Raw genomic sequence first — 16,837 nt, forward strand, 5'->3', positions numbered from 1 at the left:
CAGCCTTTAATTTTCAATTGATCTAAAATTTTTTTATTACCATGCGGCAACAATCGGATCCCCGAGATTCTTTTTAACCTAACCATTCTGATTCAAAACTTGGATTAGGTATTTGCCATACGTGCTTTTCCCGTAAGACTGCGCAATTGCTGAGAGTTGAGTTTCCGTAATGAATTTGAGATTGAAAGCAATTTCTTCAGGGCAGGAAATCTTGAACCCTTGGCGTCGCTCCAGTGTGGCTACAAACTCGGAAGCCTCTAGCAGGCTGTCGGGCGTTCCGGTATCGAGCCAAGCATAGCCGCGTCCCAACTCCTGCACCGAAAGTTTGCCGCGCTCCAGATAGATGCGGTTGACGTCGGTGATCTCAAGTTCGCCGCGCGCCGACGGTTTGAGGTTGGCGGCAATATCCACAACCTCCCGATCGTAGAAGTAGAGGCCCGTCACAGCCCAGTTGGATCTCGGCTGTACCGGCTTTTCTTCAATCGAGATCGCCTTCTTGTCCTTGTCGAATTCGACTACACCGTAACGTTCCGGATCACTAACATGGTAGGCAAAAACAGTTGCGCCATCGTTTCCGGTAATCGCAGATGAAAAAAGATCTGTAACGCCGTGCCCGTAAAAGATGTTATCGCCGAGGATAAGGCAGGACGGGCTATCTCCAACGAAGTCAGCGCCGATTATATAGGCTTGTGCCAAGCCATCTGGTGATGGTTGTTCGGCATAGGAAAGGGAGATTCCCCACTTCGAACCATCACCCAGCAGAGCCTGGAAGTTTGGCAGATCCTTGGGCGTCGAGATAATCAAGATATCGCGGATGCCTGCCAGCATCAGCGTCGACAGCGGATAATAGATCATCGGCTTGTCGTAAACCGGCATCAACTGCTTTGACGTCACCAGGGTCATGGGATGTAGGCGCGTTCCGCTTCCGCCAGCCAGAATAATTCCCTTCATTTCTTTCACTTCCCCAAATTTTTACAGCTAGGCTCTGGTGGCAACCAGCCGCTCGGTTATGTATTTGGTGGACCTTTCCCAATTGGGAAGCTCCACCGCATGGATGGACCGTAGCTTAATGCAGCTTAATCGCGAATTGGCCGGGCGCCGGGCCAGCGTCGGATAATCGGCTGTGGTGATGGGCCTGACGTCTGCCGTCGGACCGCCGCATTCGGCTGATATGCGCAGGATCTCTCCGGCGAACTGTGCCCAGCTGGCCTCCCCCTGCCCGGTCATATGGAAAATACCGCGCAGAAAAGGATCACTATCACTGATCAGGTTGTGAGCAACCTTCAAGATACCGTCGGCGATGTCTAACGCGGAGGTCGGATTGCCCACCTGATCCGCTACCACGCCCAGCCTGTCTCGCGTCTCGGCCAGGCGCAGTATCGTCTTGGCAAAGTTCTTGCCGAAGGGGCTGTAAACCCACGCCGTACGCAGGATCGTGACGTTCTGGCTAGCCTCAAGCAGCAGGCGCTCGCCTTCCAGTTTGGTTCGCCCATATGCGCTCACCGGCCCTACCGGATCGCTTTCTTTATAGGGCTCGGCCTTATCTCCGTCGAAGACGTAATCGGTAGACAGGTGCACGATCGGAATCTTGCGGGAGGCTGCAGCTTGCGCCAGCGCCTGCGGCCCCAGTGCATTCACCTGCCGTGCTATCTCCTCGTCGCTTTCCGCTTGGTCCACCGCTGTATAGGCGGCGGCCGAAATGACAAGATCTGGTGCTACGGCTTCCACGCTCCGGCGAACGCTATCCGGATCCGCCAGATCCAAGTCAGGGCGCCCCATGGCAATGAGTTCTAGATGCGCGTGCTCGGGACGCCGGCACTGCTCCAAGAGCGACTGGACGACCTGACCTTCACGTCCGGTAACCAGATAGCGTAACGTGCGGGTCATTCACCGGCATCCGTTTTGACGATGCCAAGCCGTTGGCCGGCATACCCCTGGCGCAAAGGCTCCCACCACCATTCGTTCTCCAGATACCAACGCACCGTCTTCTCGATGCCTGTGTCAAAGTTCTCCTGCGCCTTCCAGCCGAGTTCCGTCTCCAGCCTTGTTGCATCAATGGCGTAGCGCGCATCATGGCCGGGACGATCCGTCACGTACTGAATCAGGCTCTCATACGGCATGTCTGATGGACGCAACATGTCCATCAGGCTGCAGATGCGCTTGACAACGTCGATGTTACGCCGCTCGTTGCGTCCACCGACATTGTAGGTCTCGCCGATGCGACCCCGCTTGGCGATGATGTCGAGCGCGCGGGCATGGTCTTCCACATACAGCCAGTCGCGGATATTGGCGCCATTGCCGTAGACCGGCAAAGCCTTGCGGTGCAGTGCATTGAGAATGACCAGCGGAATGAGCTTTTCCGGGAAATGGAAGGGGCCGTAATTGTTGGAGCAATTCGACACCACCACCGGCATGCCGTAGGTACGTGCCCAGGCCTTAGCCAGATGATCAGAGGCCGCCTTAGACGCGGAATAGGGTGAGCTTGGATCGTACGGCGTGGTTTCGGTGAAGAGGCCATCATCTCCCAGCGACCCATAGACCTCGTCAGTGGAGACATGCAGGAAGCGGAAGTTCTCCTTCGTCTCGCCGGACAGGCGCTGCCAGTGGGCGCGGGCCGCTTCCAGCATGGTGAAGGTGCCCAATACATTCGTCTCGACGAAATCCTCAGCGCCGGTGATCGAGCGATCGACATGGCTTTCGGCCGCCAGATGCATGACGCGATCAGGCTTGAAGCTCTCGAAGGCTTCGCTGATCGCGCGGCCGTCGCAGATATCGGCCTTGAGGAAGCGATAGTGATTGTTACCTTGGACGGAGGTTAACGAAGTCAGCGTTCCGGCATAGGTCAGCTTGTCGATGTTAAGGACGTCATAGCCCTTATCGAGAACCAGATGGCGCACAACCGCAGAACCAATAAAACCGGCACCACCGGTGACTATAACACGCATACGAACTTCTACTCCCCGAAGACAAATGACGCAGGCAAATCTGCCAGAACAGGCTGACGTTTATCCTTATCCGATAATATAGCACTTTCGCCAGATACAGGCCAGTCGATACCTATGGCCGGATCATTCCACAACAGACCCCGATCATGCTCGGGGCTATAATAATCTGTTACCTTGTAGCTGATGATCGTATCAGGCACGAGGGTGCAGAAGCCATGGGCGAAGCCAGCCGGAACCCAGAGCTGCTCACCATTCTCCGCCGTCAGTTCGGCCGAAACATATTGGCCATAGGTCAGCGATCCCTGACGTATGTCCACTGCGACATCCAGAAGCGCACCAACAGTGCATGACACCAGCTTCCCTTGCGCCTTTGGCGGCAGCTGGAAATGAAGACCCCGCACCGTCCCGACTTCAGCAGAAAACGACCGATTGTCCTGAACAAACCTGATGGGACCTGCATGTTCCTGAAATAGAGACTCCTTGAAGGTCTCCATGAAGTAGCCGCGGTTGTCGCCGAACTTTTTCGGAATGATCAAAATAACATCTGGAATGGCGAGTTTATTGAACAGCATAAGACCTCTACAACTTTAGGGGGAATCAGGCGTCACTCCAACGTTAAAGCACTGTTAAATCTGAAGAGGTTTTGCTGCAAGTTCAAAACCGTCCAAAGTTAAGAATTTTAGCTGAGTAGCCTCAATTGCCTTCGCGCCTGACCAAAAAAAAATTGAGTGAAATCAGCCAGTTGTGATTCCTTCGGATTTGCTTAGGATTCGATGGGGACCGCAATGGGCTGAACTGATTTCACCCGTCGCCAATATGTCCGATGGACAGAGCGTGATGCAAGTGATCTGACGGACAGGGAGTGGTCGTTGATCGCCCCGTTCATGCCGACGCCACGCAGGCTCGGTCGACCGCGCAAGACGGAATTGCGCGAGGTTGTGAACGCACTGCTTTATATCGCGTCGACCGGATGCCAATGGCGGATGCCGCCGAAGGATTTTCCACCCTATTCAACCGTGCAGGGTTACTTCTACGAATGGCGGACGACTGGCTTGTGGCTGCGGACCAACCATCACCTCGATATGGAGACGCGAGAACTGGAAGGAAAGGAAGCCTCGCCGACGGCTGGGGTGATCGACAGTCAGAGCGCCAAAACGACCGAAAGCGGCGGAATAAAATCAAGCCATTTATGTTCCGCCTCTGTTCCCTCCTCCCAAAGGACGAACGGGAAGTAGGAGCAGATGTATCCGTTTGGAAGGACGCCACTTTCCGCATTTGAGGATAGCCGGAAGAGATTGCCACGTGGCTTGAATTTGCGCCGCCCAGTGGACTGATTCCACTCCGTCGCTCACAGACGACGCGGCCGATACCGCGGGTTCCTGCATGAGAGGCTTTCGTACGCCTGACGGCACCCGAAACCCTTCACCATTGCGGTCGCTCAGCTTTCCACGGTCGAGTGCAGAAAGCAGACGTCGTCTTCTTGGGCGGAGGCGATCTAACCGTGGATGCAGCAGCAACCGATGACAATGGATGCCAAAGCAGCGCAACCTGCTTTGGCATGGCTACTCTTGCGTGTGAGGCATGGAAACACATGCGGCCGGACAAGCTAACGGGCCGCACCACGCTTAGTACTCCCTCCGCGGAAGAGTTCACTCGTGTCATGCGTCGCCGGAACAGAGTGAAGTCTTCTGACGGTTGCTACAGCAACGCAGCCCTGTTTCAGGCGGCAACAGCGGACGCAGATAAATTGTTGCGAGCCCTGTAGCGGATGAGGTCCTCAATCGAGATGAGGGGGAGACCGTGCAGTTTGCAGAACTCGATCAGGTCGGGCAGACGAGCCATGGTGCCGTCGTCGTTCGCGACCTCGCAGATCACGCCGGACGGTCTGGTGCCGATGAGACGTGCGAGATCGACCGCGGCCTCCGTATGTCCAGGGCGTCCCAATACTCCGGACGGATGAGCACGCAACGGGAAAATGTGCCCCGGTCGGGCGAAATCGTCTGGAGCCGAGGTCTCGTCCATCAATGCCCGCACGGTCGCGGCCCGATCGGCGGCGGAAATTCCCGTCGTCGTGCCGTGAATGTAATCGACTGAGACGGTGAAGGCCGTCTTCAGGTATTCCGTGTTGTTCGGAACCATCAGCGGGATGCCGAGCGCATCCAGCCGATCTCCTTCCATCGCGATGCAGACCAGCCCGCGGGCATGCTTCATCATGAATGCGATGGTCTCGGGTGTCACATGATCGGAAGCGACGATAACGTCGCCCTCGTTCTCGCGATCCTCGTCATCGACGACCACGACCATGCCGCCCTGCGCCAGGGTTTCCAATGCGTCTTCAATTGTCGAAAGTGTCATTCCAAGTGCCTTTCAAGGGTTACCGCATTTGCGGCCAAACCACGACCTTGCGGTCGCCATCCATCCCTTGGGCGAACACAGCACATTGGTCCCCCGCGACGGGAGCCTCAATGCCGATGCTCTCTTTCATCCGGACTTTAACCGTCGGCTCCGGCATCGTACCGGATCTGCTGCCTTTCACCGAGGTGAAAGCGCTCGCGGGCTCCCGGCATTGCCGGATACCGCCGGTGGGGAATTTCGCCCCGCCCTGAGAACCCTGGTAAGGTAGGGGAGAAGCCACCGGTTTTTCAAGCGCAAACTAGGCAAACGCAGCAAAATGCCGGCTGGATGTCGCAATCATCGCCGATGATCGTCGCGAAACAAAAAAAAGCACGGTGCATGACGCACCGTGCAGGCTAGGGAGGCCTTCGTTATGATGGGCTGTCACCAGCAGCAGAAACCACCGTCGACGAGGAGATCGACCCCGGTGACGAAGCTCGCGGCGCCCGAAAGCAGGAAGACGGCGGGTCCGACCATTTCGTCGACGGTCGCCATGCGTTGCATCGGGGTCTGCTCTTCGAACAGTCTCGTCTGATGCACCATCTCCGGACGCGTGTTCATCGGCGTTGCAGTGTAGCCGGGGCTGATCGTGTTGACGCGAATGCCGCGCCCCACCCACTCCATCGCCATCGATTTCGACATGTGGATCACGCCGGCCTTCGAGGCGTTGTAATGGCACTGGTTCAGACCGCGATTGACGATGACGCCCGACATGGAGGCGATGTTGACGATCGAGCCGCGACCGTTCTTCAGCATGGCGCGCGCTTCGGCCTGGCACGACAGGAAGACGCCCTTGAGATTGATGTCCATCATCGTCTGGAACTGGGATTCTTCCATCTCCTCGGCCGGATTCGCATTCGCGATGCCGGCGGCGTTGACGGCCAGCGTCAGTGGCCCGAGTTCTGCCTCCGTCCGGGCAACGGCTTCGTTGAGCGCGGCTGCCTGGGTGACATCGGCCGCTATCTCGATACTGCGGCGGCCAGCGGCCTGAACATGACGCGCGGTCGTCGAAAGGCCGTCATCCGTACGGCGGTCCAAAAGTGCCACATCCGCCCCGCATTGTGCCAGGCCGATGGCAATCCGCTGGCCGATACCGCTCCCGGCTCCCGTCACCAGCGCCACGTTGCCCGAAAGATCGAAGAGCTTCGGCGCGTTCAAAGTCATGTCCGACATGGATGTTTCTCCTGCAAATCAGATCGTGGCCAGTTCCATGACCGACACGTCGTTGGCGTCGGCGCGGTCGAGGATACCCGCCTGTTTTCCTTGTGCCATCACCATGATCCTGTTGGAGACGCCGAGGACCTCCTCCAGATCCGAGCTGACCACGATGACGGCGATGCCCTGGCGGGCCAGTTCCATGATGGTGTCGTAGATCGAGGAGCGCGCGCCGACGTCGATGCCACGCGTCGGCTCGTCGAGAACCACCACCTTGGGGTTTCGCGCCAGCCACTTGGCGAGCACGACTTTCTGCTGGTTGCCGCCCGAGAGTTCTCCGGCATTCTGCTCGCCGCGGCCCTTGACCCCGAATCTCTTGACGTAGGTGGCGGCGAAATCGCCAAGCCGCCTGGACGTCACCCATCCCGTCTTCGAAACGGCATCAAAATTGGCGTAGCCGATGTTTTCCGTGATCGAGTGTTCGAGGACGAGGCCTTGGAGTTTGCGGTCTTCCGGCACGAGAACCACGCCGTTGCGGATCGCATCGCGCGGTGAGCGCGGCGTGATGACCTTGCCATTGAGGACGACCTCACCGGTGGCGATCGGGTCCGCGCCGGTGATCGCGCGCACGAGCTCGGTGCGGCCGGCCCCAACGAGGCCGGCAATCCCGAAGACTTCGCCCCGCTTCACCGCGAAGTCGATATTGCGAAACGTCCCGGATGGGGACGAGAGGCCGCGGACCTCGAGCATGACATCTTCACCGGGAACAGGGACGGCCGGAAACATCCGGTCCAGCGACCGGCCGACCATGGCCTCGACGATGGTGCGGACGGGTACGTCGCCGCGATCGAATTCCTGTACCTTGGCGCCGTCGCGCATCACCACGATGCGGTCGGCGATCTGCCGGATCTCTTCCAAGCGGTGGGATATGTAGATGATGCCGACGCCGTCGGCCTTCAGGCGCTCGATCTGCCTGAAGAGAAGCTGGGTCTCTTCGCCCCCCAAGGCGGCGGTCGGCTCGTCGAGAACGAGCAACCGGGCATTCAGGGTCATTGCCTTGGCGATTTCGATCAGTTGTTGCTTGGCGGTCGACAATCCCTCGACCAAACGGCGCGGTGAAACGTCGAGCCCGAGCCGTTGGAGACCGGCATGGGCCCGTTCCTCCATGGCCTGGCGATCGACGCGTCCACCCTTGGTCAGGTAGCGACCGACAAAGACATTCTCGGCGATGGACAATTGCGGCAGGAGCTTCAGTTCCTGATGGATCATGCCGACGCCCGCATCCATGGCGGCGCGTGGGGTGGCCGGCGCGTACGGCGCGCCGAACCATGTCATCTGGCCTGAGGTAGGCTCAACGGCGCCGGAAATGATCCGCGAAAGGGTCGATTTTCCGGCACCGTTTTCACCCAGCAGCGCCACGACTTCACCCGCTCTCACATCGAGGTCGATGCCGTGCAGGACCTCGAGCGATCCGTAGACCTTGCGGATCTGCCGGAGCGAGAGGATGGGAGGCAGGTCATTGGCAGTCATGGCGCTGTCTTCCGGTCGTGATCAGGGATGCTCGGCGACGAACTTTGCAGCGTTTTCCGGCGTGGTCAGGAAGCCCGGAAGCAACTGTTCGGCTGGGAGCTTCTCGCCGGCTGCGAGCTTGATGGCACTGTCAACGGCCAGACGGCCGATGCCCCGGACCTGCTGCGTCGCGGTCGCGTCAAAGCCGCCCTGGGCAAGGATCGGCAGGGCCGTCGTGTCGCCGTCGAAGCCGCCGACATAGACGCGCTGCGAGACGCCGGACACCTTCACGGCCTGCGCAGCACCGAGTGCGAGACCATCAGCCTGGGCGAAGATCAGCGAAACGTCCGGATGGGCCTGGAGCAGGTTCTGGCCGATGTTTAGGCCCTCGGCCTGCGACCACTGCTCGCTCCACTGCTCGGCGACGAGTTCGACGCCGGCGTTTTCGCCGATCGCCTTCTGGCAGCCCTTGGTACGCTCGACTTCCGGCGTCGTGCCCTTCTGGCCGTGGATCATCAGCATTTTGCCCTTGCCACCGGCAAGGCCGATGATGTGCTTGCAGACTTCATAAGCCGAGGTGGCGTTGTCGGTCGCGATGAAAGTGTCGCCGGGAGCTTCATCGGCATTGCGGTCGACGTTGACGACCGGGATGCCTGCTTCCTTGGCAAGGCGCGTTGGAACGGCGGCAGCGGCAGCACCAGCCGGAATATAGATGAAGGCGTCGATTTCCTGCGTCAACAGGTCCTGCACCTGGCTGACCTGGGTCGCGCTGTCGTTCTTTGCGTCAACGGTGATGACCTCGATGCCCTTCTCCTTGGCATAGGCCTCGACTCCGATCTTGATCTGGTTGAAGTAGTCGGCCTGCAGGTTCGAGACGGCGAGCCCGATCTTCTTCACCTCCTCGGCGGACGCGCCGAGCGGGTTCAGGGCAGTCGTCGCCAGCGCTGCGGCGGCCAGAAGCATGGTCTTGAGTTTCATGGTAGATCTCCTCCGTTGTTTCGGGACCCCGCTACCATCGCAGGACCGAAGGTTTGCCTGGCATTTGCCCGGCGGTGAACTGGCGGCATTGCCGCCAAACTGATGCGTCGCCGAAGCGTCACTTCCTCTTGATGGCTTCAGCCGCGACAGCGAGTGCGATGACGACGCCGATGACGACGGCCTGCGTGAAGGGCGAGACCCCGAGAAGGTTCAGGCCGTTGCGCAGCACGCCGATGATCAAGACGCCGATGATGGTTCCGAGAATGCCGCCTTTGCCTCCACTGAGGCTCGTTCCGCCGATGACGACGGCTGCAATGGTGTCGAGTTCATAAGAGACGCCGGCAGTCGGCTGGACCGAGTCGAGGCGCATGGCGAGAACCACGCCCGCGAGACCCGCAAGCAGACCGGAGACGACATAGACGCCGATCGTGTAGAGGCTGACGCTGATGCCGGCGAGTCGGGCGACTTCCTGGTTGCCGCCGATCGCGTAGAGCGAGCGACCGCCCGAGGTGTAGCGCAGATAGATCCAGCCGAGCACGAAGACGACCAGCATCACGGCCACGGTCAGTGTCAGGAAGCCGCCGTAACGGGTATAGGCCAGGAGGCTGAACCATGAGGGGAAGCCGACGATCTGCTGTCCGTCGGTGATCATGTTGGCGAGGCCGCGCGCCACCGACATCATCGCAAGCGTGGCGATGAAGGCCGGCACCCCGAGCGCCGTTATGAGTATGCCGGATATTGCGCCCGTTGCGGCTGCAACTCCCAAGGCGATCAGGATGCCCACGGGTAAAGGAAGGCCCACCTGATTGGCCAGATAGCCCATCACCATCATCGTCAGGGCGAGAACCGAACCAACGGCCAGGTCGATGCCGCCGATCAGGATCACCATGGTCATCCCCACGGCCATGATGCCGAGGACGGTGATCTGGTCGAGGACGTTGAGAAGGTTACGGGCCGACATGAATTTGTCGGTGGCGAACGAGAGAAAGATGCACAGGAGGATGAGCCCGATCAACGGGCCGGTCGTCCCCCTCAGTGCCGACAGGGCATTCGCACCTGCGCCGCGCTCCTGGTCTGTCGCTGATACCGACATCCACTCCTCCCATGCTGATACCGGCTTGTCGATCGACGGTATAAATATTCACTACTGTGTGTAAATTCGTATCGCAAGGATCCTTGGGCTGTCAACTGTCGATTCTCGATGCGTCCGAGAATTAATTCCCGGCGCCCGGCTTGACAGGAGAAGATGAGATGCAATTATATGACGTACGGTATATTTATTCACGATGAGGTTTCCATGCAGCCAAATGATCTCGACCGCATTGCGAGGCAGATACGCCTGCGCGATCTTCAGGCGGTTTACGAAGCTGGCGCTGGCCATATCGGCGGTGAGATGTCGGCGATCGACATCCTGACGGCGCTGTTTTTCCAGGTTCTGAGAATCTGGCCCGATCAGCCCAAACACCCGGAACGGGACCGCTTCGTGCTGTCGAAGGGGCATGTCGCCCTGGCACTTTACGTGACGCTCGCGAAACGCGGCTTCTTTCCTGAGGACGAGATATCAACCTTCCTGAAGCCTCATTCGCGTCTCAATGGACATCCGAACTGCAACAAGGTTCCGGGCGTCGAGACCAACACCGGGCCTCTCGGGCATGGCCTGCCGGTCGCGGTCGGGATGGCGAAGGCCGCCAAGCTCACCGGCGCCGCCTACCACACCTATGTGCTGACCGGTGACGGCGAGATGCAGGAGGGCTCCAACTGGGAAGCGATTTCGTCAGCCGCCCAGTTCGGCCTCGACAACCTGACCCTGATCATTGACCACAACCGTTTCCAGCAGGGTGCCGCCCTGAGCGACACCAACGACATGGCGCCGTTCGGCGCCAAGCTTTCGGCTTTCGGCTGGGATGTCACGGAAATCAACGGCAACGCGATGGCCGAAATCGTCCCGGCACTTCAGCATCGGTCTGCTCGCCCGCATTGCATCGTCGCCCACACGAACAAGGGGCATGGGATTTCCTTCATGCAGGACAAGGTGGATTGGCATCACAAGGTGCCGAATGCCGAACAATACAAGATCGCCTTGGCCGAGCTCTCGGAGGTGCTTTGATGAACGCCGTGACCATCACAGAAAAACTGCATGACTGCCGCGACGCCTTCGTGGCGGTGTTGGAGCGCCTGGGTGCCGAAAACTCGAAAGTCGTCGCCGTGTGCAATGACTCCGTCGGCTCCTCGAAACTCGGCGGCTTCAAGTCCAAATGGCCCGAACGCCTGGTCAATGTCGGCATCGCCGAGCAGAACATGGTCGGCGTCGGCGCCGGACTTGCGAACGGCGGTCTCCTGCCTTTCGTCTGCGGCGCTTCATGCTTTCTTACCGGTCGCTCGCTTGAGCAGGTGAAGGCCGACATCGCCTATTCGAACGCCAACGTGAAACTGGTCGGCATCTCGTCGGGCATGGCCTATGGCGAACTGGGCCCGACGCATCATTCGATCGAAGACTTCGCCTGGATGCGGGTGCTGCCCAATCTTCCGGTAGTTGCGCCCTGCGATTCGATCGAGACGGCAGCGGCCGTCGAATGGGCCGCCCGCTACGAGGGGCCGGTTTTTCTCCGGCTGTCGCGCGTGGGTGTTCCGGATCTGCTGCAGCCGGGCCACGTCTTCGAACTGGGCAAGGCGAACCGCCTGCGCGACGGAGATGCCGTGACCCTGATTGCCAATGGCACCCTGACCCACCGGGCGATGAAGGCTGCCGCAATCCTTTCCGCCCGCGGTATCGAGGCGCGTGTTCTCAACATGGCGACCGTGCGTCCGATCGATGTCGACAGCATCGTATCCGCCGCGCGCGACACGGGCGCGATCCTGACGGCCGAGGAACATTCGGTCTATGGTGGCCTCGGATCCGCCGTGGCGGAAGTCGTCGTGGCGGAGGCGCCCGTGCCGATGAAGATCCTCGGTGTGCCGGGCATCTTCGCGCCGACCGGATCGGCAGAGTTCCTGCTCGACGAATTCGGCATGTCGCCCGAGGCGATGGCCACGGCAGCGGAAGAACTGCTGGTGCGTAAGAGCGGCCGCAGCTAACAGCTGCCAAAAGATATTGGGATGCCGCCATGATGATGGGCGGCATCCTGCAGCATTCGGAGCCCACATGATCACCGCCATTCTCGCCATCGACCAGGGAACCACCAACTCGAAGGCCGTGCTCGTCTCGACCGAGGGCGAGATCGTGGCGCGCGGCACTTCTCCCGTCGGGATTTCCCATCCCCAGCCAGGCTGGGTCGAACAGAGCCCCGAGCGCGTCTGGGGATCCGTGTTGGAGGCGATTGCCGCATGTCTCGCCGCCGCGCCTGCCGCGACCATTGCCGGGATTGCCATTTCCAACCAGCGTGAATCGGTGACCATCTGGGACGGTGAAACCGGGGAGCCGCTCGGCCCGGTCATCAGCTGGCAGTGCCGCCGCAGCGCCCCCGTCTGCGCCGAGCTCAATGCCGCCGGACATTCCGCACGCGTCGAAGCGCTCACCGGCTTGCCGATCGATCCGATGTTCCCGGGACCGAAGATGAGATGGCTGCTCGACCGTGCCCCTCGCGGTCGGCAGGTGCGTCTCGGTACGATCGATTCCTGGCTGATCCACCGGCTCACAGGCGGACGGGTGCACGCCTGTGACGCCTCGAACGCGGCTCGCAGCCAGCTCCTCGACCTGACGCGCTCGGCCTGGAGTGACGAACTCTGCGATCTGTTCGGGGTGCCGAAGGCATTCTTGCCGGAGGTTCGCGACAGTGCCTGCCGATTTGGCGAAATCTTCGGTGTCCCCGGCCTGCCGGACGGCATCCCGATCGCCGCAGCGATCGGAGATAGCCACGCAGCTCTCTTCGGTCATGGTGCCTTTGCGCCCGGCGACGGAAAGGTCACCTTCGGCACCGGCTCATCGATCATGACGACCCTGCCGCACTTCATAGCGCCGCAGAACGGCATCACCACGACGATCGCCTGGTCGCTCGGTGGCAAGCCTACCTACGCATTCGAGGGGAACATTCTGGTCTCGGCCGCCTCGCTGCCGTGGATGGCGGACATCCTCGGCCTGCCGGACGTGCAGACGCTGATTGAGCTTGCCGAGACGGCGGAACCTCAGGGCCCAGGCTTCGTCCCGGCCTTCGTCGGTCTCGGTGCGCCCTATTGGCATGCCGATGCGCGGGCGCTCTTCTCCGGAATCACCTTCAACACGACACGGGCGCAGATGGCGCGTGCGGTGACCGACTCGATCGCCTTCCAGGTTCATGACGTGTTCAAGGCCATGGCGGCCCAGTCGCCGACTGCGCTAGGTCGCCTGTTTGTCGATGGTGGACCGAGTAAGAATAGCTTCCTGATGCAGTGCGTTGCAGACACACTGGGGCATCCGGTGATCCAGTGTGACGCCGCCGAAGCATCGGCGCTCGGGGCCGCCTATCTCGCGGGCCTCACCCTCGGTCTCTGGGATGGTCTGGACACCGTCAGGGCGTTACCCCGGAAGACTGCGGTGCTCGAGCCGAAGCCAACGGACACCGCGACACGTCTTGCCACCTGGCAGGACGCAATCTTCCGCTCGACCGTTCCCGTGACTTCATCTATGGGTGAATAAAAATTCACCCATTGGAGGGTTCATGGGACGACTCAACGAGCTTCGACTTATCGCCCGCGTCGCGCAGATGTATCACGCCGAGGGCAAGCGGCAGGCAGAAATCGCAGAGATCATGCACATGTCACAGGCAACCGTTTCGCGGATGTTGAAGCGTGCCGAGATGGAAGGGATTGTTCGCACCACGATCATTCCGCCACCGGGAACCTTCGCAGACCTGGAAACGGCTCTGCGTGAACGCTACGGCCTGACCGAGGCAATTGTCATCGACTGTTCCGAGGATCGCGACGGCGCGATCATGGCCCGTATCGGCGAGGCGGCGGCGCATTTCGTCGAGGTCACTCTGCAGCAGGACGAAATCATCGGCGTCTCAAGCTGGAGCCAGACCATCCTGCGCATGGTGGACAATATCCACCCGCTGAAGACCGGCCGCGCCAAATACATTGTCCAGATCCTCGGTGGCATGGGCGAGGCCTCGGTCCAGACGCATGCGACCCAGTTGACCGCCCGGCTTGCGAAGCTGACTGGTGGCGAGCCGCGATTGCTCCTCGTCCAGGGCATCACCTCATCGCGGGAGGCGAAACTGGTAATGCTGGCCGACCCCGTGGTCCGCGGCACGATGGATCTCTTCGGCCGTCTGACGCTGGCGATCATCGGCATTGGTGCCGTCGAACCCTCGGAACTGCTGGCCCGCTCCGGCAACGTCTTCTCCCGCCAGGAAATGGCCATGCTGCACGATGCCGGCGCCGTCGGCGAGATTTCGTTCCGCTTCTATGACCGCGAGGGCAGGCCGGTCGAGACCCCGCTCAACGAACGGGTCATCGGCATTTCGCTCGAGGATTTGCGCAAGGCCGATCGCGTCATGGCCTTGGCCGGCGGCGAATCGAAGACAGAGGCGATCGCAGGTGCTCTCAGGATGGGCATCATAAACGTCTTCGTCACGGACAAGTTTACGGCAGCGCGACTGACAGCCTGATGCTCCGTAGGGGCGGATTGTCGGAACGACTGCAAACAGGAGGAGTCGACCATGCAGCGTTTTTCCGGACAGGCCGTTTTCGTCACCGGTGGCAACAAGGGAATCGGGCTGGGCATTGCCCGGCGTTTCGCCGAAGAGGGGGCGAAGGTCGCGATTGCGGCGATTGAGGCTGATACAGCCGAGGTGGCCTTGCGGCTCGCCGGAGAGACCGGCGCCCAAGTCCTTGGACTCCAACTCGACGTTACGAAGGCCTCCGCAGTTCGGGAGGCCTATGCCGAGGCGGAAGCACGCCTGGGACCGCTGAGCGTCTCGGTACAGAATGCCGGTGTGATCACCATCGCGAAAATCGAGGATTTGAGTGAGTCCGAATGGGACCTCAATCTCGACGTCAACACCAAGGGCGTCTTCCTCTGCTGCCAGGAGGCGGTCGCGCGCTTTCGCGCCAGTGGCACGAACGGACGCCTGATCAACACGGCATCCGGCCAGGCCCGTCAGGGTTTCATCTACACGCCCCATTATGCCGCGTCGAAATTCGGCGTTGTCGGTTTGACCCAGAGCCTCGCCAAGGAACTGGCGAAGGAAGGCATCACTGTCAACGCGATCTGCCCCGGCATCATCCATACCGAAATGTGGGACTATAACGATCGTGTCTGGGGCAAGATGCTCGGCGACTATGGCCCGGGCGAACTGATGGCCGAATGGGTCGAGGGCATCCCGATGGGCCGCGCCGGCACGCCCGCCGAAGTCGGCGCACTCGTCGCCTTCCTGGCGTCTGCCGATGCTGCCTACATCACCGGTCAGACGATCAACGTCGACGGTGGGCTCATCATGTCGTGAAGAGACCGTCGGCAGGCGCAGTGTTCTGTCTTACAGCGCAATGCCAAGGGGCTGGTCTGATGCGCCGTTTCGCAGTTGTGGGCTTGGAATAGCCGGTCTGCTGGTTGCCGAGCACGATGACAATCCCGCTTTGCTTCCTTAAGTTTGCCATTCCGCTCCCCGGCCCCGAAACTGTCATTGATCGCGGGGTCCCCAGCTATCTTTCCACACAGCTCCTGGCGCCCCGGAATCTGTCTTCTTTACAAACCGCGCTGGGAACACTCTCTGGAGCAGGGCCAGGCCGGCTTCCTGAAGCGGCTGCGTTTTATGTCGATCGCCGAGGAATTTGTTTAGTTGTTTCAACGCCTCGCACATCCCCACGACCTGGTCGATGGTTCATATCCTTTCAAGGCGGGCAACGTGGAAACGCAGACTCTCGGGCTCCACGCTACGCCATTTGTCAGGCGATGGACTCGGTAACCACCGTCTCAGTGTCTTGGCTACCGGGGCTCACAAACGAATGTTTCGCAAAGCCTCGGCGATCTCGATTCGCGCAACTCCAATAAGCTGCTCCATGGCATGTTTAGCAGCTTCCGGTTGACGCATTCTGATGGCCTCCAGCACATCCTGATGCTTGATGATGGCTTGTTCATGGGACTGGCTGGCGCGGTTGGTCAATCGGAAGCTGGCCAGCAATGCGGCGCGTATTGCTGTTGCAAACTGCCGGTAGACCCAGTTTCCACTCGCATTGATGATGGCGGTGTGAAAGTCGAGATCCGCGCGGCTCCACTCTTCGGTATCGCGCGCATTGGCCTCCACCATTTCCTCGAAGGCCTTGGATATCTGGAAAAGTTGGCGTGCCGTTGCATTGGCGGCTGCCTGGGCGGCGGCGGCGGGCTCCAGCAACTGGCGGGCATCGATCAGCGACAGGTAAAAATGCTCGTCGGCCCCGAATTTGAGCGTGGCATCCAGCACCAGCGGATCCAGATAATTCCAGTTTTCCCTGGGCAGGATCGTCGTGCCAGCACGGGTGCGCGAGCGGACAATGCCAAGCGCAGACAGATATTGCATGGCTTCCCGCAACGTCGTCCTGCTGACGTTGAATTTTTCGGTCAGTTCCGTCTCGTTGGGCAAAATCGATCCTTCAGCCATCTCACCGGAAACGATCATGTCCACGAGCTGCTGGAGCAGAGCTTCGCGAACGCTTCGCTTGCCGCTGTCGGCAATGGGAAAGCCGTTGGCCGACACCATCCCCGCCGTTCGTGCAACTGTCATTCGATTCTCCTTTAGTCGGCCTGGCGATCGACCTCGAAAGGTCCGTCCATCGACGCACATGGTGACGCAATGGCGGTCATTCTAAAATAAATACTATTTATATCAAGAGGTTTTGTGGGCGGCCGCGTGGATTTCCATCCAGCATTCTGCGATCCAAAATATTGAAAAATTGGGTTTAAT

The 16,837-nt window shown here is 60.0% G+C and carries 15 protein-coding genes, 1 pseudogene and 1 riboswitch; of the genes and pseudogenes, 6 read left to right on the forward strand and 10 right to left on the reverse strand.

Translation table 11 applies throughout. The annotated features are described in order from the left end of the window. Positions 1 to 78: 78 nt before the first annotated feature. The 4 genes from rfbA to rfbC are packed head-to-tail and all read right to left on the reverse strand — an operon-like array spanning position 79 to position 3,517. Positions 79 to 951: a glucose-1-phosphate thymidylyltransferase RfbA gene (gene rfbA, locus AC07Y0_RS19615; protein ID WP_498679360.1), complete on the reverse strand. Its 873-nt coding sequence runs from the start codon at positions 949 to 951 to the stop codon at positions 79 to 81. A gap of 27 nt (positions 952 to 978) precedes the next feature. Further along, positions 979 to 1,887: a dTDP-4-dehydrorhamnose reductase gene (gene rfbD, locus AC07Y0_RS19620; protein ID WP_498679361.1), complete on the reverse strand. Its 909-nt coding sequence runs from the start codon at positions 1,885 to 1,887 to the stop codon at positions 979 to 981. Further along, positions 1,884 to 2,945 carry a dTDP-glucose 4,6-dehydratase gene (rfbB, locus tag AC07Y0_RS19625; RefSeq protein WP_498679362.1) on the reverse strand — a complete coding sequence of 354 codons (1,062 nt, stop codon included), beginning with the start codon at positions 2,943 to 2,945 and terminating at the stop codon, positions 1,884 to 1,886. The genes rfbD and rfbB overlap by 4 nt, the downstream gene beginning before the upstream one ends. An 8-nt stretch (positions 2,946 to 2,953) precedes the next feature. Next, complete coding sequence (gene rfbC, locus AC07Y0_RS19630) at positions 2,954 to 3,517, reverse strand: dTDP-4-dehydrorhamnose 3,5-epimerase (protein WP_498679363.1); 564 nt, start codon at positions 3,515 to 3,517, stop codon at positions 2,954 to 2,956. A 172-nt stretch (positions 3,518 to 3,689) separates the two neighbouring features. Here rfbC and AC07Y0_RS19635 point away from each other — a divergent pair. Next, positions 3,690 to 4,123, forward strand: a pseudogene (locus AC07Y0_RS19635) (transposase); the annotation flags it as partial. A 541-nt stretch (positions 4,124 to 4,664) separates the two neighbouring features. Here AC07Y0_RS19635 and ribB read toward each other — a convergent pair. The 5 genes from ribB to AC07Y0_RS19660 form a co-directional block, all read right to left on the reverse strand. After that, positions 4,665 to 5,300 (reverse strand): 3,4-dihydroxy-2-butanone-4-phosphate synthase, encoded by a 636-nt coding sequence (ribB, locus tag AC07Y0_RS19640; RefSeq protein WP_498679364.1) that lies wholly within the window; start codon positions 5,298 to 5,300, stop codon positions 4,665 to 4,667. A 114-nt stretch (positions 5,301 to 5,414) separates the two neighbouring features. Next, positions 5,415 to 5,559: riboswitch (FMN riboswitch) on the reverse strand. A gap of 164 nt (positions 5,560 to 5,723) precedes the next feature. Then, positions 5,724 to 6,512 (reverse strand): SDR family oxidoreductase, encoded by a 789-nt coding sequence (locus AC07Y0_RS19645; protein WP_498679365.1) that lies wholly within the window; start codon positions 6,510 to 6,512, stop codon positions 5,724 to 5,726. An 18-nt stretch (positions 6,513 to 6,530) separates the two neighbouring features. Then, on the reverse strand, positions 6,531 to 8,024 hold the full coding sequence (locus AC07Y0_RS19650; protein ID WP_498679366.1) for a sugar ABC transporter ATP-binding protein: 1,494 nt from the start codon (positions 8,022 to 8,024) through the stop codon (positions 6,531 to 6,533). A gap of 21 nt (positions 8,025 to 8,045) precedes the next feature. After that, entirely contained in the window at positions 8,046 to 8,981 is a 936-nt protein-coding gene (locus AC07Y0_RS19655) for a substrate-binding domain-containing protein (protein WP_498679367.1), read from the reverse strand. A 118-nt stretch (positions 8,982 to 9,099) separates the two neighbouring features. After that, a complete protein-coding gene (locus AC07Y0_RS19660) occupies positions 9,100 to 10,074 on the reverse strand; it encodes an ABC transporter permease (protein ID WP_498679368.1) in 975 nt (324 codons plus the stop codon). 204 nt (positions 10,075 to 10,278) lie between these two features. Here AC07Y0_RS19660 and AC07Y0_RS19665 point away from each other — a divergent pair, with 204 nt between their 5' ends. The 5 genes from AC07Y0_RS19665 to AC07Y0_RS19685 all read left to right on the forward strand — a co-directional run bounded on the left by AC07Y0_RS19665 (position 10,279) and on the right by AC07Y0_RS19685 (position 15,403). After that, entirely contained in the window at positions 10,279 to 11,088 is an 810-nt protein-coding gene (locus AC07Y0_RS19665) for a transketolase (protein ID WP_498679369.1), read from the forward strand. Then, positions 11,088 to 12,056 (forward strand): transketolase family protein, encoded by a 969-nt coding sequence (locus tag AC07Y0_RS19670; protein WP_498679370.1) that lies wholly within the window; start codon positions 11,088 to 11,090, stop codon positions 12,054 to 12,056. The genes AC07Y0_RS19665 and AC07Y0_RS19670 overlap by 1 nt, the downstream gene beginning before the upstream one ends. Positions 12,057 to 12,126: 70 nt before the next feature. Further along, entirely contained in the window at positions 12,127 to 13,593 is a 1,467-nt protein-coding gene (locus AC07Y0_RS19675; protein WP_498680284.1) for an FGGY family carbohydrate kinase, read from the forward strand. Between the two features lie 22 nt (positions 13,594 to 13,615). Beyond that, complete coding sequence (locus AC07Y0_RS19680) at positions 13,616 to 14,566, forward strand: sugar-binding transcriptional regulator (RefSeq protein ID WP_498679371.1); 951 nt, start codon at positions 13,616 to 13,618, stop codon at positions 14,564 to 14,566. Between the two features lie 51 nt (positions 14,567 to 14,617). Further along, on the forward strand, positions 14,618 to 15,403 hold the full coding sequence (locus tag AC07Y0_RS19685; protein ID WP_498679372.1) for an SDR family NAD(P)-dependent oxidoreductase: 786 nt from the start codon (positions 14,618 to 14,620) through the stop codon (positions 15,401 to 15,403). Between the two features lie 489 nt (positions 15,404 to 15,892). On the opposite strand, the gene AC07Y0_RS19690 is transcribed toward AC07Y0_RS19685, so the two are convergent. After that, a complete protein-coding gene (locus AC07Y0_RS19690; RefSeq protein ID WP_498679373.1) occupies positions 15,893 to 16,657 on the reverse strand; it encodes a FadR/GntR family transcriptional regulator in 765 nt (254 codons plus the stop codon). Positions 16,658 to 16,837: the final 180 nt, after the last annotated feature.

The organism is Allorhizobium sp. GW101-3B10 (genome assembly GCF_059424725.1).